General features: G+C 34.2%; 23 protein-coding genes and 1 pseudogene. 5 read left to right on the plus strand and 19 right to left on the minus strand.

The window, feature by feature from the left end:
- Positions 1 to 40 precede the first annotated feature (40 nt).
- A complete protein-coding gene (locus BME96_RS13095) occupies positions 41 to 568 on the plus strand; it encodes a CueP family metal-binding protein (RefSeq protein WP_060681781.1) in 528 nt (175 codons plus the stop codon).
- A 335-nt stretch (positions 569 to 903) separates the two neighbouring features.
- Positions 904 to 1,233: a four-helix bundle copper-binding protein gene (locus BME96_RS13100; RefSeq protein ID WP_060681780.1), complete on the plus strand. Its 330-nt coding sequence runs from the start codon at positions 904 to 906 to the stop codon at positions 1,231 to 1,233.
- A gap of 69 nt (positions 1,234 to 1,302) precedes the next feature.
- Here BME96_RS13100 and BME96_RS13105 read toward each other — a convergent pair whose 3' ends face one another.
- From BME96_RS13105 to BME96_RS13120, 4 genes are all read right to left on the minus strand, one after another.
- Complete coding sequence (locus BME96_RS13105; protein WP_071649277.1) at positions 1,303 to 1,827, minus strand: spore coat protein; 525 nt, start codon at positions 1,825 to 1,827, stop codon at positions 1,303 to 1,305.
- A gap of 61 nt (positions 1,828 to 1,888) precedes the next feature.
- Positions 1,889 to 2,449: a hypothetical protein gene (locus tag BME96_RS13110; RefSeq protein WP_071649278.1), complete on the minus strand. Its 561-nt coding sequence runs from the start codon at positions 2,447 to 2,449 to the stop codon at positions 1,889 to 1,891.
- A 282-nt stretch (positions 2,450 to 2,731) separates the two neighbouring features.
- Positions 2,732 to 4,102 (minus strand): sensor histidine kinase, encoded by a 1,371-nt coding sequence (locus BME96_RS13115; protein ID WP_060681776.1) that lies wholly within the window; start codon positions 4,100 to 4,102, stop codon positions 2,732 to 2,734.
- Entirely contained in the window at positions 4,077 to 4,793 is a 717-nt protein-coding gene (locus BME96_RS13120) for a response regulator transcription factor (RefSeq protein WP_060681775.1), read from the minus strand. The genes BME96_RS13115 and BME96_RS13120 overlap by 26 nt, the downstream gene beginning before the upstream one ends.
- Positions 4,794 to 4,924: 131 nt before the next feature.
- Between BME96_RS13120 and BME96_RS13125 the strand changes: the two genes are divergently transcribed.
- The gene (locus BME96_RS13125; protein ID WP_060681774.1) at positions 4,925 to 5,164 is read left to right on the plus strand and encodes a hypothetical protein; all 240 of its coding nucleotides are present in this window, start codon (positions 4,925 to 4,927) and stop codon (positions 5,162 to 5,164) included.
- Between the two features lie 445 nt (positions 5,165 to 5,609).
- Here BME96_RS13125 and arsC (BME96_RS13130) read toward each other — a convergent pair whose 3' ends face one another.
- From arsC (BME96_RS13130) to BME96_RS13150, 5 genes and pseudogenes are all read right to left on the minus strand, one after another.
- Positions 5,610 to 6,038 (minus strand): arsenate reductase (thioredoxin), encoded by a 429-nt coding sequence (gene arsC, locus BME96_RS13130; RefSeq protein WP_060681773.1) that lies wholly within the window; start codon positions 6,036 to 6,038, stop codon positions 5,610 to 5,612.
- Between the two features lie 6 nt (positions 6,039 to 6,044).
- Positions 6,045 to 7,342: pseudogene (locus tag BME96_RS13135) on the minus strand (arsenic transporter).
- A 91-nt stretch (positions 7,343 to 7,433) separates the two neighbouring features.
- Complete coding sequence (locus BME96_RS13140; protein ID WP_071649279.1) at positions 7,434 to 8,051, minus strand: CadD family cadmium resistance transporter; 618 nt, start codon at positions 8,049 to 8,051, stop codon at positions 7,434 to 7,436.
- 79 nt (positions 8,052 to 8,130) lie between these two features.
- On the minus strand, positions 8,131 to 10,521 hold the full coding sequence (locus tag BME96_RS13145) for a heavy metal translocating P-type ATPase (RefSeq protein ID WP_060681772.1): 2,391 nt from the start codon (positions 10,519 to 10,521) through the stop codon (positions 8,131 to 8,133).
- Positions 10,514 to 10,882, minus strand: a complete 369-nt coding sequence (locus BME96_RS13150) for an ArsR/SmtB family transcription factor (protein WP_060681771.1) — start codon at positions 10,880 to 10,882, stop codon at positions 10,514 to 10,516. The genes BME96_RS13145 and BME96_RS13150 overlap by 8 nt, the downstream gene beginning before the upstream one ends.
- 663 nt (positions 10,883 to 11,545) lie before the next feature.
- Here BME96_RS13150 and BME96_RS13155 point away from each other — a divergent pair.
- Positions 11,546 to 12,958, plus strand: coding sequence for a hypothetical protein (locus BME96_RS13155; RefSeq protein ID WP_060681770.1), 1,413 nt, complete (start codon positions 11,546 to 11,548; stop codon positions 12,956 to 12,958).
- A gap of 516 nt (positions 12,959 to 13,474) precedes the next feature.
- Here the strand turns inward: BME96_RS13155 and BME96_RS13160 are convergent.
- On the minus strand, positions 13,475 to 13,855 hold the full coding sequence (locus BME96_RS13160) for a hypothetical protein (RefSeq protein WP_071649280.1): 381 nt from the start codon (positions 13,853 to 13,855) through the stop codon (positions 13,475 to 13,477).
- Between the two features lie 402 nt (positions 13,856 to 14,257).
- On the opposite strand from BME96_RS13160, the gene BME96_RS13165 reads away from it, so the two are divergent.
- Complete coding sequence (locus BME96_RS13165) at positions 14,258 to 15,832, plus strand: LA2681 family HEPN domain-containing protein (RefSeq protein WP_071649281.1); 1,575 nt, start codon at positions 14,258 to 14,260, stop codon at positions 15,830 to 15,832.
- Between the two features lie 478 nt (positions 15,833 to 16,310).
- Here the strand turns inward: BME96_RS13165 and merA are convergent, their stop codons facing one another.
- The 9 genes from merA to BME96_RS13210 all read right to left on the minus strand — a co-directional run bounded on the left by merA (position 16,311) and on the right by BME96_RS13210 (position 24,986).
- Positions 16,311 to 17,951 (minus strand): mercury(II) reductase, encoded by a 1,641-nt coding sequence (merA, locus tag BME96_RS13170; RefSeq protein WP_071649282.1) that lies wholly within the window; start codon positions 17,949 to 17,951, stop codon positions 16,311 to 16,313.
- Between the two features lie 24 nt (positions 17,952 to 17,975).
- The gene (gene merR / locus BME96_RS13175; RefSeq protein WP_060681934.1) at positions 17,976 to 18,368 is read right to left on the minus strand and encodes a mercury resistance transcriptional regulator MerR; all 393 of its coding nucleotides are present in this window, start codon (positions 18,366 to 18,368) and stop codon (positions 17,976 to 17,978) included.
- Positions 18,369 to 18,669: 301 nt separating this feature from the next.
- Positions 18,670 to 20,316 carry an FAD-dependent oxidoreductase gene (locus BME96_RS13180; protein ID WP_071649283.1) on the minus strand — a complete coding sequence of 549 codons (1,647 nt, stop codon included), beginning with the start codon at positions 20,314 to 20,316 and terminating at the stop codon, positions 18,670 to 18,672.
- 39 nt (positions 20,317 to 20,355) lie between these two features.
- Positions 20,356 to 20,637, minus strand: a complete 282-nt coding sequence (locus BME96_RS13185; RefSeq protein WP_060681933.1) for a HesB/IscA family protein — start codon at positions 20,635 to 20,637, stop codon at positions 20,356 to 20,358.
- Between the two features lie 19 nt (positions 20,638 to 20,656).
- Positions 20,657 to 22,429 carry an arsenical pump-driving ATPase gene (arsA, locus tag BME96_RS13190; RefSeq protein ID WP_060681932.1) on the minus strand — a complete coding sequence of 591 codons (1,773 nt, stop codon included), beginning with the start codon at positions 22,427 to 22,429 and terminating at the stop codon, positions 20,657 to 20,659.
- A gap of 13 nt (positions 22,430 to 22,442) precedes the next feature.
- Positions 22,443 to 22,799: an arsenite efflux transporter metallochaperone ArsD gene (arsD, locus tag BME96_RS13195; protein WP_060681931.1), complete on the minus strand. Its 357-nt coding sequence runs from the start codon at positions 22,797 to 22,799 to the stop codon at positions 22,443 to 22,445.
- A gap of 75 nt (positions 22,800 to 22,874) precedes the next feature.
- The gene (gene arsC / locus BME96_RS13200) at positions 22,875 to 23,312 is read right to left on the minus strand and encodes an arsenate reductase (thioredoxin) (protein WP_060681930.1); all 438 of its coding nucleotides are present in this window, start codon (positions 23,310 to 23,312) and stop codon (positions 22,875 to 22,877) included.
- Positions 23,313 to 23,327: 15 nt separating this feature from the next.
- A complete protein-coding gene (locus BME96_RS13205; RefSeq protein WP_060681929.1) occupies positions 23,328 to 24,626 on the minus strand; it encodes an arsenic transporter in 1,299 nt (432 codons plus the stop codon).
- A gap of 15 nt (positions 24,627 to 24,641) precedes the next feature.
- Positions 24,642 to 24,986, minus strand: a complete 345-nt coding sequence (locus BME96_RS13210; RefSeq protein ID WP_060681928.1) for an ArsR/SmtB family transcription factor — start codon at positions 24,984 to 24,986, stop codon at positions 24,642 to 24,644.
- Positions 24,987 to 25,044: the final 58 nt, after the last annotated feature.

Below are 25,044 nucleotides of genomic sequence, written 5' to 3' on the forward strand. Positions count from 1 at the left end.
AACATTTAACAAATTGGATGAAAGAGGAGTCGAACAATATATGAAAAAAGGATTATTGGCAGTTTTTGGATTATTACTTATTTTAATAGTTGCTGCTTGTAGTGAAAGCGAAAGTACATCAAATGAAAAAGAACCACAAGACATCAAGAAAATGGTCCAAGATTACAGTGTCGGGGATTCCGATGATGTGTCTGCTTCTATTACTTCAGAAGAGCTTATTGTCACTGATAGCGGTGATAAAGAAACCACCTACGATCTTCCCGAAGATGAATTTTTTGTTTCCATCGCACCATTTGTTGAGACAACACACCCTTGTACCAATCATAGTTTAACTGGCTGCCAAGGGGAATTAGTGGAAAAAGAATTTGATGTTTATATTGAAGATGAAGAAGGTAATGTAGTTGTGGATGAAACCATGACATCATTAAAGAATGGATTTATTGATTTTTGGTTACCACGTGACAAAACATACAACGTGACGATTCAATACGATGGAAAGACAACTCAATCTGAGATTTCCACTTTTGAAGGTGATAATACTTGTATAACAACAATGCAATTAATCTAGTCGTATTTCCCCGTGATATCTTTTAAATTAAAAAATACAAAATAAAGGGTAATAGAAAAAAATTATATAGTTTTATAATATTCCCATTAGAATCGAGTGTTATCAAAGATAAAGCACTCGATTCTTTTTTGCTTAATTTTACTATTTAGAAATTTTTTGGCTCCCTTTTATCCTCGTTACCACTGACTGTAAACGAACTGAATTAGATTAATACCTGATAATAATATGGAAAATAAAAATTCACACTAATATTGAAGCAGCCTTGTTGGATAAAATACAATGTCAAGGGAATAGTAAAATTTGTATTTAATCTTGAAGCAAAGGGGAATTTTCAGATGGCCGTGTCTTATGAAGAGTGTATTAAAGCTTGTTTAGAATGTATGGAAGCTTGTAATGGGTGTTATGATGCTTGTTTAAAAGAAGAGAATGTAAAAATGATGGCTGACTGTATCCGCTATAATAGAGAATGTGCAGACATTTGCGCATTAGCAGCAAAAGCAATGCAATCGGATAGCCCTTTTGCTAAGCAGATTTGTAAGCTTTGTGCTGAAGTTTGTGAAGCATGTGGAAAAACGTGTGAACAACATAACCATGCTCATCACTGCCAAAAGTGTGCAGAGTCCTGTTTTAAATGTGCAGACATTTGCCGAACAATGGCATCTTAAATATAAAAACGGTGAACTTGCGTCACCGTTTTTATTAGTTTAAAGTTATGATTAAGACTTTTTCTATATTTAATTATTTAACAAGTGTTGAAAATGTTGATAGGTTTTTATTTGTTCCTCAGTGTCTGCTTTGGGGACAAATGACCAACCCATACGGTTGATAAAATCAGAATATCTTTTTTGAATTTCTAACTGTTGCAAAGCCATTTCCACATGCGCATTTCTAACATTTCTATCTTTCATTAATAAAGCAGAAGTATAATTTTCATTTGACATCAATTTGGCTCCAGCACGTGCTTCTAATGCAATCCATTTATCGTTGTATTTATTAACCCCTGTACCTTCTACTCTTCGGTTGCTTACATCATACATATCTAAATCCGGAACTTCAACATACTCATTATTATCAGGATTAATTAAAGATAACATTACCCTAACATGCGACATCATTACATTTATCTGGAGAGCAATAATACTTTTCAAATCTGAATTTGTAGTGTTAATATGATAGACTTTTAATTTATTAATCATTCCCTCGTGTGTAGACAAATGTTCTACCATTAAGCCAAGGTCTACGGATGGTAAAGTTGACATATAACTCACCTTTCATTAAATAAATTCCCTTTAATATATGCTGTTTAATGAAAATCTGTTATTAATGCCCACTTTTATCTAAAAAGGGAAAATCGAGTGGACCAATGTAATTCAATACCAAAAACAATATTGCAATGGTAAAAATCATTAAGAATGGATATTTAAAAAAGGAAAGAATTTGTTGGTTGGCTTGTTTACGTATGGATTCTTCTGCTGTATATAAAACAAGTAACAAAATCATTGTTATCATCACAGCTATAATATTAATGATTGCATTCGGCCTAGTCATTGCTACCATATCTCCAAGCATGGCTCCCATCATCCCCCCCATTAGTCCAGAAAGTATGCCATCAATGACAGCAGGAAGACCTATAGGTAATCCTGCTAAAAAACCAACAACCAATCCAATCAATATAGCGTAAATGGTTGATTTAAATAAATCACCATGATAGATGACTCCTAAAATAGTTCCCATTAGAATTCCTGCCGACATCCCTAATGACATGGAAATCAACATTCCATTCATTTTAGTTACCCAATTTCGGTAATACGCTACATATATAATGGTTGTTATAACTTGGGTGGCACACAACAAAAGTATAAAAAATAATGAAATTGACATTATTTCAACCCCAATCTTAGTTTGTCCACACTTTTATTGTATTCACTGTTAACATGCATTATGATATACCCATAGGAGGTTTATGTATTTAAAAATAAACATAAAAGAGTTAACTGCATAAAACTGTAATTTCATTATTAATGAGTTTAGATATTCCTTATGCTTAGTTAAGATAATAATATTTACTTAGCGAAAAACGCTCCAAGTTTTCAACTTAGAGCGTTACTAGGGTCTTATAGTTTGGTAAATACTTCAAATAAATCACATTAAACATACATTCCTTCAATGCTTTGGAAAAAGAATAGAAACCTTCGTTCCAATATTTAATCTACTATCTATCTGAATTTTCCCTTGATGTGCATCTACTAATGCCTTCACAATGGACAATCCAATACCTATTCCACCTGATTTCCTATCCCTGGATTTATCCCCACGATAAAACCTTTCATAAAGATAAGGAATGTCTTCCTCAGCAATTCCAATCCCTTCATCTTTCACAAGGAAACCTATATAATCAGTAGAACCCTCTAGCTTTATCGATACCTTTTTTCCTTTTGGGGTATATTGAAGAGCGTTATTTATTATATTCGTCAAAATCTGTGCAACACGATCACGATCCGCTTTAAACCAATATTCTCTTTTAGGTTTTTGAATGTTTAATATAACACCTTTATCCTGAAATACTGACAAAAATTGTCCTTCCATTAAACGTAATATTTCACCTGCTTCTATATTAGTTTTGTTCAACTTTATTTGTGGATTTTCAGCGGCAAGTAACTCTTCTAATTCACCGACAAGGCGCACTAAACGCATCAATTCATCATGACTTTGCTGCAACCTTTTTGGAGTTGGCTCAAATATCCCATCCTGAAAAGCTTCCATTTGACTTCTTAGTGTCGCAAGTGGGGTTCGTATTTCGTGAGCAAAATCAGCAGTAAACTGTTTACGAAGCACCTCTTCTTTTGATAATGATTCAGCAAGTCGGTTAAACGATTCACCAAGTGGCTTCATTTCATTTGACAATTCCTTAACTGGTACACGCGTTCGCCATTTATGGTCTTGTAATTCTTGAATAGCTTTTGATAATTTTCGAAACCCAGTTGTTAGGCGCTTAGAAAACAATAGGCTAAACACGAACGCTAAAACAACTGTAACAATAATAGCAAGATAAATATTCGATTTAATTGTATTTAAAAAAGCAATGTCTTCCCCTATCATTTCCTCTGGGTAATAAACTTCCATATTGCCTATATGTCTTTCATCAAATGTTAAATCATAAGAATGTGTCTGGTATTCCGTTTTCATATCGGTTTCCGAATGCATCCCCATGCTATCCATCATTCCAAGCATCATCGTTGTATCAGCTATTATTTGTCCGTCTTCATCAGAAATTCTATAAAATAAATTATCCGTCATAGCTTGTTGATGCATTAAATTTGTTAGTTGGTTATCAATAAGTTCCCCTGTTTCTTTATAAGAATTAATTGCTTCATTTTCTATAAGTTTACTGCTTTGCTCTCTATTATTTTGTAAATATTCGTTGAATTGATCTTCAAACCCCCATAATATAGAGAAACTAGTAAGAAAAATACCACAAAGTGACACAACTAATAGGTAAAACAGGATTTTAGAACGAAGTGTCAATCGACGCATCAGATGTTCCTCCAAACCTATATCCCATCCCAAAAACAGTTAAAATATATTCTGGGTGACGAGAATCTGTTTCAATCTTTTTCCGAAGGTTTTTTATATGCGTATCAACACTTCGTTCATATCCTTCAAAATAAGTTCCATCATCCTGAATCTTTTCCAGTAAATCCAAACGACTGTAAACTCGCCCGGGGTAGCTTGCCATAGCTATTAAAAGCTTATACTCAATAGGAGTTAGTGGGATGATCTGATTATTCAATGTAATTTCCTTCTTTAAAAGATCTATTGTTAGCTTTCCTTCATTGAACGATAAATGGTTTCCACTATTTATTCTTTTTAACCTACGTAAAATAGCCTTAGCCCTTATTACGACTTCTCTTGGACTAAAAGGCTTTGTAACATAGTCATCCGCCCCAATAACGATTCCGTTAATTAAATCGTCTTCTGTCGATTTTGCTGTTAACATAATGATAGGAACATCACTTTCATTTCTCGTTAATCTACATATCTCTTCACCTGATATATCTGGTAGCATAAGATCTAAAATAATAATATCCGGATTATTTTCTTTTATTTTTTTTAATGCTTCTATTCCATTAGAGGCAAGAATGGTTTCCCATCCCTCTTTTTCAAAATAAGCTTCTAACACTTCAAGAATCATATCTTCATCGTCAACAATAAGAATTTTAGTCATGTTAAACCACCTCTTTCATATAGTATCATCAATTAAAATGAAAATGATAATCTTCACAACTTCCACATAAGTTCACCACAAATTCTCCATATATGAAAGGTATGATGTAGTTAAGAAAGGAGATGTTTTATATGAAAAAATTAGTAGTAGGGTTATTAACTGGAGCGGTTCTATTAGGAAGTGCAACTTTTGTTGCGGCCGAATCAAATGGAAATGGCATCTTCAACTTTGAGGAAATGCAACCGCATATTGAAGAAATGCATCCTAATTTATCATCAGAACAGCAGGAAGAAATGTTTAATAACTGTCATGGCGACAATGGTATGATGCAAAACGATACTGAATTCCGTGATATGATGTATAATTTATAGATTAAAGAGGTGATCCCGTATAATGGGGATGATGAATATGATGGGTTATGGGTTACTTGGATGGATACTTAACCTTGCATCTATCGGTATCGTTGTGTATTATGCCACCAAATTAGCATTAAAAAATTATCATAAGGATTAATTTAATCGTAATCTCTTTATAAAGGAGCGACTGTAATTGTGATCATTCCTTTTTAATCATGATAATCGATGTTACTGTTTAACCCGTTTAACATAAAACTTTAACTCATGCATGAAATGATTGTATTTTGCAAATCAAAGAACCTTCAATATACGACCAATGTCTAATTGATTGTCTATTGAAGGTAATCCTAACACTTATTTCATCAAACTTCCGTTAGTTTAAATGAATTATTCACAATATTTATTAGTAAAGACTTATATATTACAAGAGAAAACACCAAGAGGATTTCTTGGTGTTTTTTTATTCCCCTGTCTCAGCAAAGTGTTTGATTCGATTGCCAATTTCATCACGAACACGCTGGAAAACTGCCCATTTTTCTTCTTCCGTTCCTTCTGCTCTTGCAGGATCATCAAATCCCCAGTGTTCCCTTTTGACTTTAGGTGGTGTAACAGGACATTTATCTTTTGCATCACCACAAAGGGTAACAGTTAAAGCTGCGTTGTTTAGTATTTCAGAATCGATAATATCCGATGTTTGATTTGATATGTCAATTCCTGCTTCTTTCATTGCTTTAACTGCATTCGGGTTCAGTCCGTGTGCTTCAATTCCACCACTTTTAACTTCCCATTCCTCATGGTTTAAGTATTTTTTTGCCCAACCCTCTGCCATTTGGCTTCGGCACGAATTCCCAGTACATAGAAAGTAGATTATTTTTTTGTCATAGCTCATTCTCCTTTAGAAAAATAGTAATGAAATATAAAGTCCAATTAATGTTATCAATAGGATGGGTATCGTTAAAACAACCCCAGTTTTAAAATATGTTCCCCAGGATATTTTCACCCCTTTTTGGGATAAAACGTGAAGCCATACCAATGTGGCGAGTGACCCAATTGGAGTGATTTTTGGTCCTAAATCAGATCCTATAATATTCGCATAAACAAGTGCCTCTCGTATTACACCTGATGTATTTGTTTCTGCAATTGCCAAAGCATCAATCATAACAGTTGGCATATTATTCATAATTGCAGATAGAATAGCTGCTATAAAGCCCATAGAAACGGTAGCAATTAACAATCCTTCTTCAGCCACTTCTTGAATAACACCTGCCAAGACAGAAGTAAGTCCTGCATTCCCTAATCCATAAACAACGACATACATTCCTATTGAGAAAAAAACAATATTCCAAGGCGCTCCTTTAATTGCTGATTTTGTATCAACTACTTCGCTTCTTCTAGCCATCAGAATAAAAAGTATCGCAACAATACCTGCCACAATGGAAACAGGAATATGAATGAATTCACTAGTAAAGTAACCAATTAATAATACCGTTAAAACAAACCAAGACAAACGGAACAATTTTTGGTCCTTGATCGCTTCTACTGGTTTTCTTAGTTTAGACAAATCGTATGTTTTAGGGATACTTTTTCTGAAATAAATGAGTAAGACGGTAATCGTTGCAATTAGTGAAAAAATGTTTGGAATAACCATCCTCACAGCATATTCGAGGAATCCAATTCCAAAAAAATCAGCAGAAACAATATTTACCAAGTTACTTAGATAAAGGGTAATGATGTTGTATCAGCAATAAAACCACTAGCAATAATAAACGGAAAGACCATTTTTTCCTTGAATTTCAAATGACGAACCATTGCAAGTACAATTGGTGTTAATATTAATGCAGCACCATCATTGGCGAATAATGCAGCAACAATCGCACCTAAAATACTCACATAGACAAACATTTTAATTCCATTTCCTTTTGCAATCCTCGCCATATGTAGAGCGGCCCACTCAAACAAACCAATTTGATCTAATATTAATGAAATAAGGATGATTGCAACAAACGATAATGTTGCGTTCCAAGTAATGTCTATTACTTCTAAGACATCACTAAATCCAACAACTCCTACTAAAAGAGCAATGATTGCTCCAGCACAGGCAGACCAACCGATATTTAATCCTTTAGGCTGCCAAATAACGAAAATTAATGTAGCAATAAAAATAATAAGTGCTAAAGTGAAATCTTGATTCAATCGTATTACGCCACTATTGCACTACCCTGTAGCATAATAACTTCAACAACAAGGGTGCGTGAATCCTTCTTGGATCAACGCACCCGGTTTGTTAAAATTGGAATGAGAATAATGCATTTAATGTGCCATTTTCAAACATAATATAAATCCCTAGCCCTATAAAAACAATTGGAACAATCCAACGTTCATATTTCTCAACTTTTTCTGATACAAAATCCAAGGAAGCTAAGCGATAGCTGACATAACATAAAACCCCAACCATAATGAAAAAGACAATACTAGCAATAAGAATTTCAACCGCGTTTAATGCTGTGAAATAAGGTATATAAATAGAAAAGTCATCTGCACTGGAAGACAGCACAATAAATATAACTGTTAAATATAATTGATTAAACCGATTGGAGGAAAATAAAGATAATATATTGCTATCATCTTCATCTTCCTCACCCTTGATCCAAATCTTAATACCCAAATAAAGGGGAATAAGCCCAAGGAGACCTAAAACCCATTGCTCAGGAATTAACCATGTAATACCGAGGGCAACCAATAGACTTGCAGCTATAATAATTGCTGTACCTATGTATTGTCCAATCCATATATGTTTTGCTTGCCCTTTTTTTATTTGCGAAAACAAAAGGATTAAAATAATAAGATAGTCAATCCCTGTTGCTACATAAACTGCAGCTGCTGTAAGTGCCGTTGCAATCATTATTTCATCTCCAATACTTCTGGATAGGGCTTTTCAATGGCAAGAAAAGCCCTTAATTTTACACACACATATTTATATATTAATTTTCTTTTACCCGCATTAACCTTAAACCATTTAAAGCGACTAAAAGAGTTGCTCCCATATCTGAAAGGATGGCAATCCAAAGTGTTAGCCAACCGGGGATAACCAATAATAAGGCAATGAATTTAATAGCTAATGCGAATGTGATATTTTGCTTAATTATAGTCAGTGCTTTTCGGCTTAGTTTCACAGAAAATGGAAGTTTTCTTAAATCGTCTCCCATTAAAGCTACATCTGCTGTTTCAAGGGCAGTATCTGTACCAGCTCCACCCATTGCGATTCCAACAGTAGAGGCAGCTAACGCAGGGGCATCATTGACACCATCTCCAACCATCGCTACGTTGCCATATTTAGATCTCAATTGTTTAATAAATTCTAATTTGTCTTGTGGCAATAGTTCTGCTTGGATATCCGTTACCCCAACATGACCTCCAATTGCATTGGCTGTACCTTTGTTGTCACCTGTAAGCATGATGGTTTTTTTGATTCCAAGTTGATGTAACTTATGAATAATTTCCTTGCTGGATTCACGTACTTCATCAGCTACTGCAATGACAGCAAGGATTTCTTTTTCAGTTCCAACAACCATTGCAGTTTTCCCTTGATTTTGAAGGGTCTTAATAAGTTGATCTTGCTCGTTATTAAAATCGACTGATAGATTCTCAAATAATTTCGGATTTCCAATGTAATAAGTCGTGCCGCTGATAGTCCCCTTAATTCCTTTTCCTGTGATAGAAGAGAAATCATCCACGATTATATGAGTGTAGGTAATGTTCTCCTCTTCTGCTTTTTTCATAACGGCTGAAGCTAATGGATGCCCGGAACGATATTCTAATGCAGTAATGATAGATAACATTTCTTCTGCATTTACCTGATTATTCAATACGTTAAAATCTGTTACAACTGGAATCCCTTTTGTTAATGTACCCGTTTTATCAAAGGCAATCGCTTTTAAGGCGCCCATTTCTTCTAGATAAATTCCGCCTTTGATAAGCACACCTTTTTTAGCTGCATTTCCAATTGCTGAGACAATAGAAATTGGGGTTGAAATAACTAATGCACAAGGGCAACCAACGACAAGAACAGCTAGCCCTTGGTAAACCCATGTTCCCCAGCTCCCACCAAATAATAATGGTGGCACAACAGCAACCAGTCCTGCGATAATCATAATAATAGGTGTATAATATTTTGCGAATTTATCTACAAACGCTTGAGATGGCGCACGTTCCCCTTGAGCCTCTTCAACAAGGTGAATGATTTTGGAGATTGTTGTATCTTCAACCAGCTTTGTTACTTTAACCTCAAGTATTCCCTCTTCATTTAATGTTCCTGCAAAAACTTCATCATCCATCGTTTTCTCGACAGGGACTGACTCGCCTGTAATAGCCGCTTGATTAACAGCAGAGTAACCATTTACTACTACACCATCCATAGCAAGCTTTTGACCGGGTTTCACAATCATAATATCGCCAACAGCAATATCATCAACATGAATCATCATTTCTTGCCCATTTCTTCTAACAAGCGCCTTTTTAGGAGCAATATCCATTAGAGATCGAATCGATTGTCTTGCTCGATCCATAGAGAATCTTTCTAGAGCTTCACTAATTGCAAAAAGAATAACAACAATTGCACCTTCTGCCCATTCCCCAATAATAGCTGCTCCAATAATTGCCACTGTCATAAGGGTTTTCATGTCAAATTCAAAATGTAGCAAGTTTTGAAACCCGACTTTAAAGAGTGAATATCCGCCAATTACTATCGCTGCTGCAAACAATAGGGAAGTAATAATATTTTCCTCTCCATTAACAAACTGAGAAATATAACCAAAAACGATTAATAAAGTAGCATATAGTAACGTGCTGTGTTTTTTATAAAATGGCTCTTTTTCTTCTTTAACCTCTTGTTTCTCTTCCCTTAATGGTTTATCTTGAGTCACTTTAAGATTTTCAAAAGCACCGGCTTTTTCTAATTCTTCAATGTTTGTATCGCCATATACCTCGATTTTAGACGCACCAAAATTTACTTTTGCATCCTGAACCCCTGATAATTTTTTTACATTCTTTTCGAATTTACCCGCACAATTAGCACACGAAAATCCTTCAACCCGGTACACATTTTTATCCTGATGAACAACAATTGGTGCTTGCCGTTTTGGTTTTTCAGGCATTACTTTAAGATTTTCAAAAGCTCCTGCTTTCTCTAATTCTTCAACAGTTGCATCACCATACACGGATATTTTAGATGCGCCGAAATTAACTCTTGCGTCTTGAACATTGGGTAGTTTCTTAACATTTCTTTCAAATTTTCCTGCACAATTTGCACATGAAAAGCCTTGTACTCGGTAGGAAGTCATTTCTGATTCTGATTGTTCTGCTTGTTCAGACATTTACCTCCACCTCTTTCTTGTGTGTTAATGCAATCATCATAATTTGTTTGATATGTTTATCGTTTAACGAATAAAAGGAGAGCTTTCCTTCCTTCCGATATTTGACAATCCTTTGCTTATAAAGTGTTCGTAAATGATGAGAAGCATTAGCAACCGTAACTCCTAAGATATTTGCTATATCACAAACACATAGCTCATCATCTTGACACAGAGCATAGGTGATTTTTGCTCTATTTTCATCGGCAATTGCTTTTAACATTTGAGAAATACCAGAAATATCTACTGTTTGTAAATCACCCTGTATTCTATTAACCTTTTCCTCGTCATAACAAAAAACTTCACAAGTATCCTTTTTATTCAAATCATCACCTCATTCAAATATTCATTTGAATATATCATAACTTTTTTCCATTACATATTCAAGCAATTACTTGAATGATTTTAAAAAAGAACTGAGATTTCCCAATTCTGATAACATCTTCTTGAACTTTCATTTATTAGCCTCAATAAGAGCGTATACCCATAAAAATTTCGATAGTCCAAATAATAGTTCAAGAAAGAGCGAATATTATTCTTTGCTCAATAAAGCTAAGTTTCTCAAATATGACTTAAATAACAAAAAGTTGGTTATACTAAGATTAGAATAACCCAACATTCTATACTAGCGTGATAAAGATGTTTAGGTTGTATTTCTTTATAGAATCCCGTCCTTATTTTGATTTTAGCAGATCAATTAAAATAAGGATGGGATTTCTCATTATATTAGTGTTGATACTGTTTTTATATATTTGCTTTAGATGGTAAATGTAGTTATAATGTAAAGTATTAATTTTATTTTTAGTATCCATCTTGCTATTTCTATATTGTTTACTATATAATAACTATACTAAACTTTATAAGATTAAATCAAAATTTCATAATAAAAAAGGGAGAACCCCAAATCTATGTTAGGTCTTTGTTAGTTCAAAGGCGTACTTAGATTTGGGGTTCTTTTCTTTTTGCACAAGTTTTGGAGGGTTAAGTAATGACAATGTTAAGTAGAGAAATGCTAAAACAACAAAAAATATTAAAGAGTCTTTCATCTGTTTCTCTTCGTCTAATCCCATTTTTAGCGGCAAATACAGATTTAGACAAACGAATTAATGTAACATTAGAACAAATTGAAGCAGCTAATATTATGACTCCGCGACTAATAAAGGAAGCATTAGGAAGACTGGAGAAAGTTGAGTGGATCTATCGGGGTAAAGATGGTTACTTATATAGTAAATTCAATACTATTTCAACAGCTGAGAACCATAATTTCTACTATATAAACTTGTATAAATTCTTTCAATCTGATGAATTTAAAAAATCATACAAGCGCCAATTACAATTCCTATTTTATATTCTAACAGCAAAACTACCGGGCCACGAACATTCTTTAGCTATTGAACACCTTTATCAAAACCGGACAAATGCAAAGCATGTAAAGTTAGACTTTTTTATTAGTTTTGAAGATATGATATCCAACCTTTTAGATTTAATTAACAAAGGTTTTTTTGAAGTGCGACTTGGAGCGAACAGAGAAGTACTAAATAAAAATACTAAAAATCTTAGAGAAAGATTAAATACATTTGCTGAAAAAACTGGTAAAAGAAAGAAACGAATGAGTCATAAAGAAGAAAAACATCATATCATTCATATTCGTATAGCAAAAGATTTAGTTACAAAAGATCAAATTTGTGACATTTATGATATGACAAGATTGGCAACGTTGCAGGATTTAAAATCTATCGCAAAAGATTTTGGATGTAGTTTAGACAGCTTTGATGTAAAAGCTTTAGAGAAGGTCCATATGGTAAAGGCAAAAATATATAAGGAATTCGGTGATGTAGGAATACAATTATATCGTGAAGGCTTAAAAGATTTTTTCAAAAATAGAAGCCATTCTTTTCAAAATCTGATGGAAAATGGTAATTTTGGTAATACAATTAAAAACTTTTATGTTATTCCTAGAATTGAACAAAGACTTAAAACCTTATTCGAAGAGGTGAAAAATGATTATTTTACTAAAGTAAAAACATTGCCATATCAATCCTTAAATTTAAAACATGCTATTAAAGATAGTAAACCATTTATATCTTACATTATGGAAGAATCATATAACGACAACCTTATCATATTAGACCGTGAATTAGAAGCAGCATATAGCTTCATATATAGCCAATTTACACAGGTAGATAAGTCTTGGTATGAATTTAAAGAAAAAGTAGAAAAAATCTATAAAGATGAGGCCGAAGCTCATGGTAATGATAGGAATAAAGTATTTTATCTTGCTATCCAAAGGCAATTAAATCAAAAAGAACGTACTATCTCTAAAATCAAACGGGACAGTAACTATAAAAGAGAAAGAAGAGAAAAATTACTTTACAATCCTTACGTAGCAATTACCGAGTAATATCGGATCTTTTTAAAAAATTATTATTACTGTTTTTTTAAGATCCAAAATGCGGGAACTACCTAATAATAATTTTTTTAAAAATATAAAATATAAATTCTGCCTTTCTATCCTAGTGGAGAAGGGTTATTTGGCATGACCATTTTTCAAACAATACCTTTTTATAAAAATGTATAGGACGATTCTCTTGTTTCTGTATTGTATTCTTTCTCAATAAAGCTTTTTTTTAAAGAATAAAGTCCAATTACACCAGCAAATTTTTATAGTATCTGTTTAATATTTATATTTTAAGATAAAATTTTTTGTTAGATTTATTAATTTTATATTATAGACATTTAATTTATAGTATCAATAAAATTAATTATCATAAAAACTATTCAATTCCTTAACACGTAAGGGTTTGTAATAGTAATTTAAAGATACTAATGTATCTTATTATGTTTTTTATCATTAAATATTATTACAATACATATTACTTTTTTGATTAAATTCTTAGTTATAAAACAACTTCAAAAACTATTCTTTTAATAAACTTATAACATCTTCTATTACATCCTTGTCACACTTCTTATCTATCATTTGTTCAATGACCATTACTAAAGTCGCTCTCCGATAAGTCTTTGTTAATATTTTTAGAATGGATTGACTATCGATTATCCCATATTGATCTAAATGCTTCTTTATGAGCGCAGCTTCTCCGTCCCCCAAAACTAAAACATTCTCAACCTTTTTAATTGTGTATCCTTTTGAAAATAAGATTTCCGCCACCCTTCTTTTTTCAATGGAACTTACAATATAATCTATCCAATATAATTGGTTTTCTCTGAATGAGGTAGCTTCCTGTAATTCCTCAAAAGAGGCATTTTTTATGATATGTTCAATATCCATATTGTCCATATGTCACACCGCCTTATTGTGGTTAATAATTTAAAAAATAGAAATGTATAAGTATATCCATGTGATAAAACTATTGCTTCATAAATTGAGACGCTTGCTTTATGTTGAGTATGATAACTTTCAAAGCATAACTAAGCCTTGAACAACAGTTTATCATCTGACACACAGAGGATTCATGGTAAGTTATCTTCTATAATATTCGTTTTAAAAATCATTTCCTTTTTATCAATTTATGCCAAATAAGATATTAGTTTATTCATTTATCCCATAAATAGTTATTTTGTAGTCATAATTGGTTGATATATAGCCATGAACTTCTATTCAAAATTTAATAAGAGGTTATAATTATAGAATGAGCAAATGTAATAAAATATTTTATCTAACTAAACGGGGGAGAAAGTTATGATTAACGATGATGTGCATACTTTAGGAATGTTTGCCGATAAAGCTTTCGATGAGGGAGATATAGACACTTTACACAAAATAGCGGAGGATTGTTTAAACCGAGTTGAAACAGGAAAGTATAATCGCCTTGAGAAAGGAATTTTAGCTTACCATGGGGCTACTTCCTACAGTAACTATATCCACCTAAAGTATAAAGGTTTATTAATTTATTCTGAGAAGAGTAATAACGAAGAAGACTTTGAAATGTGTTTATTATTGTTTCGATTATCTATAGAAAATTTAACTTCATACCAGGAAAGAGACGAAATAAAAGAAGATTCAGAGGAATCTTATCACCTTGGAAATTATTTATTAATGGCATATACTAACTATGCAAACGTATTGAATACATGCGGTAGGATTATTAAGGCACTATCATATTTAAAAATTGGAGTTGGTAGTGGTTTTCCAATGGCTATAGGAAACTTTGCTGGATTTTTAATGGATTATGCTTCGCTCGACTATGATAATGGTCATCGTTCAGTTCTTGCTAATGAATCCTATCAATTATTAAAAGAAGTATTGGAATTCAATGATATAGAAGAGTATGCAACTGAGCATTATAAAAGTTTAAAAGCTAGTTTAAAACAATGGTATCCAATAGAATATCTAGAGAAACCTTACGAATTTGAAGAATACTCATTAGGGGATTCCGATGATGAAATCAATTACCGAAAATGGTGTATTAAAAATACATTGTTTCTGAATACTTTAAACGATGCCTTTCCTTATTCCATCTCTGCACATGATATCCTTCATCTGCCTAATATTATTACAAAAATCGATGAGGGACCAAGATTTCATGGTTTGTTTAATCAAATAAAACAAGAATATGTATCTGCTAGATTCATGATTTTTGATGCCATTTCATTTCAAGGGTCTCATTTTTCGGATAGAGATGTTCACCTTGTCAATACATTAGATTATCCGGTATATGGCATTTCAATTGAGAAATTGAAATATGCCTATAGAAGTTTATATTCATTATTTGACCGTATTTCCTTTTTTATAAATGATTATTTTGAAATTGGAATCAAGGAAAGAGATGTATCTTATCGAACAATCTGGCAGGACAAAGTTAGAAAAGGGAAAAACTCCTACAACTTAAAAGTCGATTTAAAGAATAGGATGACAGAAAAAGATACATTTAATCTCCCATTAATCGGTCTGTACTGGTTATGCAAAGATATTGGAAAGCAAAAGGTAGAACATCACTATATAGAACCAGCTATCGTACATATTTCGAAAATACGACATCATTTAGAGCATCGTTATTTAAAGGTTCATGACACTCTTTTGTATCCAATTACAGAGGAATTACGAGAAAATAAGGATGATCCGTTGGCCTATTCCATTACGGTTGATGAATTTAATGATGCTGCAATGAAACTACTTTCTTATGTACGTGAAGGAATTATATTATTGACTATGGGTGTACACGTAGAGGAACTTAGAAAGAAAAGTGCGTCAGATGGTTTAATTATGCCGATGCACATGGATCAATACGATGATGATTGGAAACAGCTAAATTGAATTTTAGATTGCCTTCTTTGAATAAATTATATATCTTTGGAAATAATAAAATATGTTAGTGCAACTTGTATTTCAGACATAAAAATAAGGAAGTATTTACTTCCTTATTTTTTGTCCTCTCTCGTTGATAGTTTGCCCACTTAAAATAATAAGATTTGCTGCATCTTTATAAGATTCCGTTCGATATTAGTCAGTACAAGAAGACGAGGTTTAAGGATAATGTGTATTTCATCTATTCCAAGCCATTTAGGAGTCTCGATTTGATATTCTTGTTCTTTGAATGCCACATGGCCTTAAAGACGTACAGTACTAAATTATTTTTGTGACCACAAATGCTCTTAGAAATTCCTTAAAGCATTAATATAATAGGTGATTGGAAAATAGTTTATGGAATCCTTTTGTAGACTTTGCTTAACTACTGCACCCTTTAGTAATTATTAGCCGGTTTACTTGAATAAGAAGTTGTAAAAAGGTTGCCTTAGCCTGCACAACAAGATAATTTCGATACATCTTTATCGAACGTAAGTGCAGCTAATTTTAGCCCTTCAGCCATTGTTAAATATGGTGATAGGGTTTCTGTTAAATCTTCTATCGTTAAGCCAAATTTAACAGCTAATGTCGCTGCATAGATGACATCTCCTGCATTCTCAGATACAATATGGACCCCTAATACTTTCAATGTTTTTGCATCTGCTACTAGTTTAAATACACCGGTGGTTTCACGGTTTACAATTGCTCTTGGAACAGCATCTAAGGGTAATACAGATGTCTTCACATCATACCCTTTCCCTTTTGCTTGTTCTTCTGTTAAACCAACCGTTGCAACCGATGGATTCGTAAACGTAACAGCAGGAACAATTGATAAATCTATATTTTTGTTTAACCCACCGATAGCATTATCAGTAGCAATTCCACCTTCATAGCCTGCTACATATACAAATTGCGGTCCTAACGTCACATCTCCTGCTGCATAAATCTTTTGATTACTTGTTTGACCAAAATCATTGATCAGGATTTCATTATTTTTTCCAATTTCAACATCTGCAGCACTTAAATTTAAAGAATCCGTATTTGGTTTTCTTCCAGTAGCAACAAGTAACTGATCTGATTCAATGACTTTTTTACTGCCATCCACTGTTACGTAAACCTTTTTTATCTCTCCACTTTGTTCAACACGCTCAAAAGTTGCCCCTTTGACAAGTTTTATTCCCTGTTCAATCAAGGCTTTTTCAACTGTCTCTGAAATCTCAGGATCATATTCTTTTAAAAGTCGCTCACTTCTTTGGATTAGTGTTATTTCTGAACCTAGATGATAAAATAGTTGTCCAAGCTCCATTCCAATGTATCCTGAACCAATCACCGTTAACCGTTTTGGTACTTTCTTTAATTCAAGTAGAGTTGTACTAGTTAAATAGTCCACTTCTTTAAGTCCTGAAATTCGTGGTAACGAGGGAGATGCACCTGTTGCAATTAAAAAGCGTTTTGCAGATAACTTTGCCCCATTGACCTCAATCGTACTAGCATCAACGAATTTTGCTTCACCTTCAATTAAATCAAAGCCATATTCATCAATTAAATCCACATATTTTTGATTCCGAAGTTCACTCACCAATTTATTCTTTTGCGTGATTAAACTAGCTAAATCCACTTCTCCAGCAGATGTTTGTAAACCTATAAACGGATTTTCTTTTGATAAATGATTGATTTCCCCTGCCCTAAGAAGAGTCTTTGATGGAACACAGCCAATATTCACACAGGTTCCCCCAACCGTTCCACACTCAATCATTCCAACTTTTGCACCATATTCAATAGCTTTAATTGCCGAAGAAAAAGCAGCAGCGCCAGAACCAATAATAAGAAGGTCATAGTTGTCCTCATTACTTAAAGCCACGTTTTCTTGAGATGATACTTCCTCAATTTCTCCAGTTTGATAATTTGCTTCATCAATCGCCTTTTTTGCACTTTCAACCTCAATATCATCGGGCAATTCAAATACGACTTCACCACGACGAAAACTAGACTCAATATTTTTAGCACCTATATTTCCAAGTGCTGATGCCACGTGTTTTTCACAACCCGTACAAGTCATTCCTTGAATGTTTACCTTAAATTTAATCATAATAAAGCTCCCTTCGTTAATCTCTCATGTTAATGTTTCTATTATTGGACACGAATGTAATTGCTTTTCATCTGGACATCGTTGTTTTAAGTCATCTAACATAGTTTCAATACGTTTTAAATCCTCTATTTGCTTTTGAACTTCCTCTTGTTTTTTAGAAACAAATTCGAACATATCTTGACAACGAACTTCATCTTTATCTACAACGCCAAGTAATTTATAAATCTCACTTAAAGAAAAACCAAGTTCCTGTATTCGCTTAATAAACCCAACACGCTTCACTTCATCATCTGAATACATCCGATAACCAGCTTCCGTTCGGTAAGGCTCTTGTAATAAATTTTTTCGTTCGTAATATCTAATAGTTTCTTTGTTAACTCCACATTTATTTGCGAACTCACTAATTCGATAAATCACCTTATTTCACCCCATAAAAATTATAAACCGTGTACCATAGTACACGGTCAAGTAAATATATTATCAAACTTTTCTATTTCTTGTTCAATTAATATGAGTCATTAGTTACAAGATAACATTTAAATTCTTCTATACAATAATTTGAATATCCCTCTTGGTTCGGACCATTTTAATTTTTTCACAACTTAACATTCCACCAAATAATCCAATTTAAACATTAATTGTTTTAAAGGCATTAAAATAGTAATTCCACTATATATTCTGAAGACCCTTTATTATATTTATCTACATTCTATAAATTTTATTGTTTCCCTTTATTAAAACTCTGATAATTCTTATTCCCACCAGAAAGATTAAATACATCCTTAAATCCCATATTTATTAACACATTTTGCGCAGCATTTCCAGTTACACCTTTGTTACAGTACGTTACGGTAGGGATATTAGGATCCAAATTCTTCGCTTCCTTACGCAACTTTGCTAGTGGCATATTTACTGCTCCATCCACTTTCGATACCTCATACTGCTTCGTTGCTCTTGTATCGATAATTTGTATTTGCTCACCGTTCTCGATTCGGTCCGTTAATTCTTGTGGGGTAATCAGTTTATTTTTCTTATCAATCGCATTTTGTAAAGCCATACCTGTATACATTACCGGATCTTTCGTTGTACTAAATGGTGGTGCATATGCTAAATCTAGATGGAACAAGTCTTTTGCTTTTGCTTTAAAGGAAATGGCTGTTACAAATACATCGATTCGCTTATCAACACCATCTTCACCTACGATTTGCACACCTAAAATTTGGCTTGTTTTCCTATCGGCAATTGCCTTAATTACTAATTCTTTACCACCCAGATATTCTGCTCTTGCTGGTTTAATATTGTGTAATACTTCAAGATCAAAACCTTCTGCCTTAGCCTCTTTTTCACTTAACCCGGTATAGCCTACCGCTAAGTCAAATACTCTTAAAATTCCTGTCCCTAAAATGCCCCGATGTTCCAAATCTCCACCAGTAATAACATCACCAGCGATACGTCCCATTTTATTAGCTGTAGAGCCTAACGGACGGTATATAGGTTTTCCAGTTATAACCGAAAAACTTTCTGCTACGTCCCCAACGGCATAAATATCAGGTAGATTCGTTTGCATCTTGGTATTAACTTTAATCGTTCCAGATGTGCCTAATTCCACGCCTAAATCTCTTGCTAGTTTCGTATTTGGTCTAACACCAGTGGCTAAAATGACCATATCGGAATCAATGACATTGCCACTTTTCGTTTCCACAGTATTCTCCGTAATCACAGTTGCTTCTTCGTTTAATAACAAGTTTACTCCGTTATCTCGGATATGCTCCTCTACACGGAAAGCCATATCTTTATCCAAATGTGGCATAATCTGATTACTGCGCTGAACAATCGTTACTTCTAATCCTTTATGAGTCAATTGTTCTGCCATTTCAAGACTGATGAAGCCAGCACCAATAATGGTGACCTTTTTCGGGTTATTTGAAACCATAAACGAGTTGATAGATGCTGTGTTTTGGATATTGCGGACATGAAAGACATGCTCCATCTCCACCCCTTTAATTGGTGGAGTAATTGGAGTCGCACCAGTTGCAAATACCAAGGTATCGTAACTGTCTTCTTTCGTCTCGCTTGTATCTAGATTTTTAACTGTAATTACTTTCTTATCTGGATCTATCTTTATCACTTCATGACGTGTTTGAATATCCACGTTGTAACGTTTTTTAAACCATGCAGCACTTCTAGGTGTTAGTGTCTCTAACTCGTCTACTTCCCCTCCTAAAAAGTAGGGGATTCCACAAATAGAATAGGAGATATCATAATCTGCATTATATAACGTAATTTCTGCGTTTCCGTCGTTTCTGCGTGCCTTTGCAGCAACAGATGTACCAGCTGCAACGGAACCAATAATAATTATCTTCATATGTTTATAATCCTCCAGATCTTATCTTGATGTCTATTCTTAGCAGCACTGATCCATTCCTAGTAACACAAATTGCGAACCGTTTGGTGTTTCATCGTCATCTAATGTTAATCCTTCTACTGTATCTTTAACATCTTTATCAATGGACACTTTAATTCCATCAATTTCTTCAACAATATCGTTTTCTTCAGGCGCATCTAAAGAAATTCCTAATTGCGGTCCACAACATCCTGCTCCCATCGAATAAAAGCGAATACCTTCTGCACCCTTTTCTTGAAAAATAACCTGTAATTTATTTTTAGCCTTTTCTGTGATATTCATTATAATTCCCCCTTATTTTTTAAAGTTGAACAAATTCCTTCAATTGGTCATAGCCTATTTTTACTTCCTTCATCCAAGGGATTAACGCACTATTATCAGCTAATTCTTCTTGTACTTTCTTAATCCATTGCCTTTCCGATGCTGCACGTGCTTTTAATACTTTATCTGTTGTTCCTGTTGCATATAAACTTCGATTGATGACCCACCATTTTGGAGTTATCTCTGCTCGCTTTAAGTCATCCTGCAAGCGTGTTGCCTCAAAAACAGGAGTTGCTTCTGGCAATGTAACAACGACTACCCCTGTCTCTTCTGGGTTACGCAGTCTTGGCAATAACTTTTTCACACTTTCTGGAATTTCACCAGTAGAACGGCTCATTTCCCTGTGATAAGCCTCCGATGAATCAAGTAAAAGCAACGTATGCCCGGTTGGTGCAGTATCGATAACAACAATTTCTTGTTCAGACCTTTCTACTACATCGGCAAAAGCACGGAACACCGCAATCTCTTCCGTACATGGAGACTCAAGGTCTTCCTGTAAGTAGGCAAGTTCGTCATCATTCAATTCACCAGCATTAGTGATTACTTCTTTTTTGTAGGCTTCCACTTCTACTTCTGGGTTAATACTGCTGATGGATAGATTCTCATTAACAGTACCGTTTTGGAACATATAATCCAGATGTGCTGCTGGGTCAGTTGTTGTTAAATGAACTTTATGCCCTTTTTCCGTCAATCCAACTGCAATTGCTGCAGCAACAGATGTTTTTCCAACTCCACCTTTACCCATTGTAAAAATAACACGAGTATTTTTAGATGAAAAATCATCAATTACATCCTTTAGTTCAGAAAGTGGTGCAAATTCAGTACCCTGATCGTCCTCCTTGAATTTAACTAAAGGAGCATCACTCACAATCTGACGAAGGCGATCAATACCAGTTAACGAATACGATACAAAAGGTAATGAGAAGGTTTGAATCTTTTTCGATTCCTCTGGTGTTTTCGTCAATGCTTCATGCTGCCCTTCGTAAAAAGCAGTAGATACCTCATCATTTTTTTCATAAGACTGCAATAACCCATTTATGATAAGCATTTGTTTTTGGATGCCAATGTCTCCAAGTTCTAATGATGCACGGTTCGCTTCAATCAGGGTGGATTCCTCTGGTCTGGCAACTAAAATTAGTGTTGTTTTGTCACCATCAGAAAGGGATTCAACTGCTTTTTGATACATAGCCTTCTTATCACCAAGGCCTGATAATGGTCCCAAACAAGAAGCCCCATGTGTTGCTTCCTCCAAATAACCAGACCATGCTGTCGGCAGAGATAATAAACGAAGCGTATGGCCCGTTGGAGCTGTATCAAATAAAACATGGTCGTATTCGCTAAATATCCCATCATCTGCTAATAAATGAGAGAATTCATCGAATGCAGCAATTTCTACGGTACACGCTCCAGAAAGCTGTTCTTCCATCTGATTGACTACCGATTCAGGAAGTTTATCTCTATATGGGCCAACTGTCTTTTCTCGATATGCTCTTGAAGCTTCTTCTGGATCAATATTACTGGCAAATAAGTTTTTCACACTTGGAATTTCAACAGGTTCACGAGATAACTCGATTTCAAATACGTCCTGCAAATTAGAAGCAGGATCCGTGCTGACAAGCAAAACCTTTTTTCCTTGATCAGCAAGTGCAACTGCTGTTGCACATGCTACAGATGTTTTTCCAACTCCACCTTTGCCAGTGAAAAATAGATAAGGTGTTTCAACATGCTGTTTCGGATTATAAAGTGTATACATTTTAAGATCTCCTTTAGTCGAGTTTTACGGAAACACGTACACGAGGTTTCTGAGTCAATTCCTTTGCACGTACTTCCAACCATTCCGCAAATTCTTCATTGGTTGGATATTCACCCACTTTAACTACTTCCCCATCTAAAAGTGTGACCGGAAGTGCATCTGCTCCTTTTTCTTGAAGAACCTGATTAACCGTTTCATTTTCAGCAAAAGCAGCAGGTTCATTAGCTAAATTAAATCGCTTAATGTCTACATCTTTCTGTCCCAGTGAATAAACGGCTGAAGCTACCCTTGTTAAATTTGGGTCAACACTTGGTCCGCAAACACCTGTTGAACAGCACATAGCTGGGTCAAAGATTTCTACTTTTTTCATACGTTATACCCTCCAATTATTTGTATATAACTATATACTTATATGTTAACAGATAGTTAAGCCTTGAGGATATTCTCATGGCTTAACTTCTTGATATTCTCCCGTTTCAGCAAAACGTTTGATTCGTTCACCAATTTCATCACGAACACGCTGAAATACTTTCCACACTTCCTCTTCTGTACCTTCTGCTTTAGCTGGATCATCAAAGCCCCAATGTTCTCTTTTTACATGCGGTGGCGTCATTGGGCAACGATCTTTTGCATCACCACATAAGGTTACTGCAATTGTTGCGTTGTCTAAAAATTCTTTGTCAATGGTTTCCGATTTTTGGTCAGAAATATCAATTCCAACTTCCTTCATTGCTTTAACAGCATTTGGGTTTAGTCCATGTGCTTCAATACCTGCACTTCTTACTTCCCACTCATCTCCAAGATACTTTTTTGCCCAGCCTTCTGCCATTTGACTTCGACATGAATTTCCTGTGCATAAGAAATAAATAGTTTTTTTAGCCATATAAATACTCCTTTATCAAAATATAGTTAATGTTAAATATAGACCTAGTAACGTGATAAATAGGATTGGTATTGTTAAAATAATACCCGTCTTGAAATATGTTCCCCAAGAAATCTTAATTCCTTTTTGTGAAAGAACATGAAGCCATACTAATGTTGCCAAAGAACCAATTGGTGTGATTTTTGGACCTAAGTCTGATCCAACAACGTTTGCATAAACAAGTGCTTCTCTTAATACGCCAGTAGTATTTGTTTCCGCAATTGCTAGGGCGTCAATCATTACTGTTGGCATATTATTCATAATGGATGATAGAAAAGCAGCAATGAACCCCATTCCAACAGTAGCAATAAATAAGCCTTCTTCGGCAACCGTTTGAATGACACTTGCTAGAGCAGTGGTGAGTCCCGCATTTCCTAATCCATATACTACGACATACATTCCGATGGAAAAGAACACAATATCCCACGGCGCACCCTTAATAGCTTTTTTTGTATTTACTGCAGAACTTTGTCTACCCATAATTATGAAGAAGATAGCAATGGTTCCTGCAATAACGGAAACAGGTATATTGATAAATTCGCTGGTAAAGTATCCAATTACTAATAAGCCAAGGACATACCAAGATAGACGAAACATTTTATGATCTTTAATAGCATTTCTAGGTTCGGTTAATTTAGAAACATCATACGACCTTGGAATACTTTTTCTAAAATAAATCAGTAACACGGAAATGGTTGCAACTAATGAAAATAAATTTGGAATAATCATTCGTGAAGCATATTCAACAAATCCGATACCAAAGAAGTCTGCAGACACAATATTTACTAAGTTACTTACAATGAATGGCAATGATGTTGTATCAGCGATAAACCCACTTGCCATAATAAACGGAAAAATCATTTTTTCTTTAAAATTTAAATTACGTACCATAGCAAGTACGATTGGTGTAAGAATTAACGCTGCACCATCATTCGCAAACAAGGCAGCAACAATCGCACCTAATATACTGATATAGACAAACATTTTTATTCCATTACCCTTTGCAAAACGGGCCATATGTAAGGCAGCCCATTCGAAAAATCCAATTTCATCCAAAATTAAAGAAATAAGAATGATTGCTACGAATGCCAATGTGGCGTTCCAAACGATTTGTGTTACTTCGATTACATCACTAAACCCTACGACTCCTACAATTAGAGCTATAACTGCTCCTCCCATTGCAGACCAACCAATATTTAAACCTTTTGGTTGCCAAATGACTAGGACGAGGGTTGCTACAAATATGAGTATTGCGAGTATAAGCGTTGATGACAATGTTTTTACCTCCAATTAACAACAAGTAATTCGTGTACCCTTTTCTTCCAACTCTTTTAGTTTATCTTCTTGACTTGGCAATTGATCCAGAATCGGTTTGATGAATGAATAATACTCATTATTTTTATTTACCGAGTAGAAAATCCATTGTCCTTTCCTTTCTTCCACTACCAGTCCTAAATCTTTAAGCTTACGCAAGTGTTGACTAACAGCTGGCTGACTGAACTGAAATATTTCTACAAATTCACATACACAACAAGCGTGATTATCCATTAATTTCATCATCGTTAGACGTGTCTTGTCACCAAGCAGTTTTAAAATGTTCGCAGCTTTGTCTATTTCAAAAGATTTTTGCAGCATCTATATCCCTCCTTATTATTATTTATTATGAAAATAGTATATAACTATTTGCTTATAT

The sequence above is a fragment of the Virgibacillus halodenitrificans genome, assembly GCF_001878675.1.
Taxonomy (GTDB): Bacteria; Bacillota; Bacilli; order Bacillales; family Amphibacillaceae; genus Virgibacillus_Q; species Virgibacillus_Q halodenitrificans.

What these genes read in the sequence shown, in the direction of transcription:
- BME96_RS13110 (WP_071649278.1), bottom strand. Translation starts at nt 2,449, where the DNA reads ATGTCAATTTCATTATTTTTTATACTTTTGTTGTGTGCCACCCAAGTT.
- BME96_RS13105 (WP_071649277.1), bottom strand. Translation starts at nt 1,827, where the DNA reads ATGTCAACTTTACCATCCGTAGACCTTGGCTTAATGGTAGAACATTTG.
- BME96_RS13115 (WP_060681776.1), bottom strand. Translation starts at nt 4,102, where the DNA reads ATGCGTCGATTGACACTTCGTTCTAAAATCCTGTTTTACCTATTAGTT.
- merA (WP_071649282.1), bottom strand. Translation starts at nt 17,951, where the DNA reads ATGATTAAATTTAAGGTAAACATTCAAGGAATGACTTGTACGGGTTGT.
- arsD (WP_060681931.1), bottom strand. Translation starts at nt 22,799, where the DNA reads ATGAAAAAAGTAGAAATCTTTGACCCAGCTATGTGCTGTTCAACAGGT.
- arsA (WP_060681932.1), bottom strand. Translation starts at nt 22,429, where the DNA reads ATGTATACACTTTATAATCCGAAACAGCATGTTGAAACACCTTATCTA.
- BME96_RS13155 (WP_060681770.1), top strand. Translation starts at nt 11,546, where the DNA reads ATGACAATGTTAAGTAGAGAAATGCTAAAACAACAAAAAATATTAAAG.
- BME96_RS13185 (WP_060681933.1), bottom strand. Translation starts at nt 20,637, where the DNA reads ATGAATATCACAGAAAAGGCTAAAAATAAATTACAGGTTATTTTTCAA.
- BME96_RS13140 (WP_071649279.1), bottom strand. Translation starts at nt 8,051, where the DNA reads ATGATTGCAACGGCACTTACAGCAGCTGCAGTTTATGTAGCAACAGGG.
- arsC (WP_060681930.1), bottom strand. Translation starts at nt 23,312, where the DNA reads ATGGCTAAAAAAACTATTTATTTCTTATGCACAGGAAATTCATGTCGA.
- arsC (WP_060681773.1), bottom strand. Translation starts at nt 6,038, where the DNA reads ATGAGCTATGACAAAAAAATAATCTACTTTCTATGTACTGGGAATTCG.
- BME96_RS13165 (WP_071649281.1), top strand. Translation starts at nt 14,258, where the DNA reads ATGATTAACGATGATGTGCATACTTTAGGAATGTTTGCCGATAAAGCT.
- BME96_RS13095 (WP_060681781.1), top strand. Translation starts at nt 41, where the DNA reads ATGAAAAAAGGATTATTGGCAGTTTTTGGATTATTACTTATTTTAATA.
- BME96_RS13180 (WP_071649283.1), bottom strand. Translation starts at nt 20,316, where the DNA reads ATGAAGATAATTATTATTGGTTCCGTTGCAGCTGGTACATCTGTTGCT.
- BME96_RS13160 (WP_071649280.1), bottom strand. Translation starts at nt 13,855, where the DNA reads ATGGACAATATGGATATTGAACATATCATAAAAAATGCCTCTTTTGAG.
- BME96_RS13120 (WP_060681775.1), bottom strand. Translation starts at nt 4,793, where the DNA reads ATGACTAAAATTCTTATTGTTGACGATGAAGATATGATTCTTGAAGTG.
- BME96_RS13100 (WP_060681780.1), top strand. Translation starts at nt 904, where the DNA reads ATGGCCGTGTCTTATGAAGAGTGTATTAAAGCTTGTTTAGAATGTATG.
- BME96_RS13145 (WP_060681772.1), bottom strand. Translation starts at nt 10,521, where the DNA reads ATGTCTGAACAAGCAGAACAATCAGAATCAGAAATGACTTCCTACCGA.
- BME96_RS13210 (WP_060681928.1), bottom strand. Translation starts at nt 24,986, where the DNA reads ATGCTGCAAAAATCTTTTGAAATAGACAAAGCTGCGAACATTTTAAAA.
- BME96_RS13125 (WP_060681774.1), top strand. Translation starts at nt 4,925, where the DNA reads ATGAAAAAATTAGTAGTAGGGTTATTAACTGGAGCGGTTCTATTAGGA.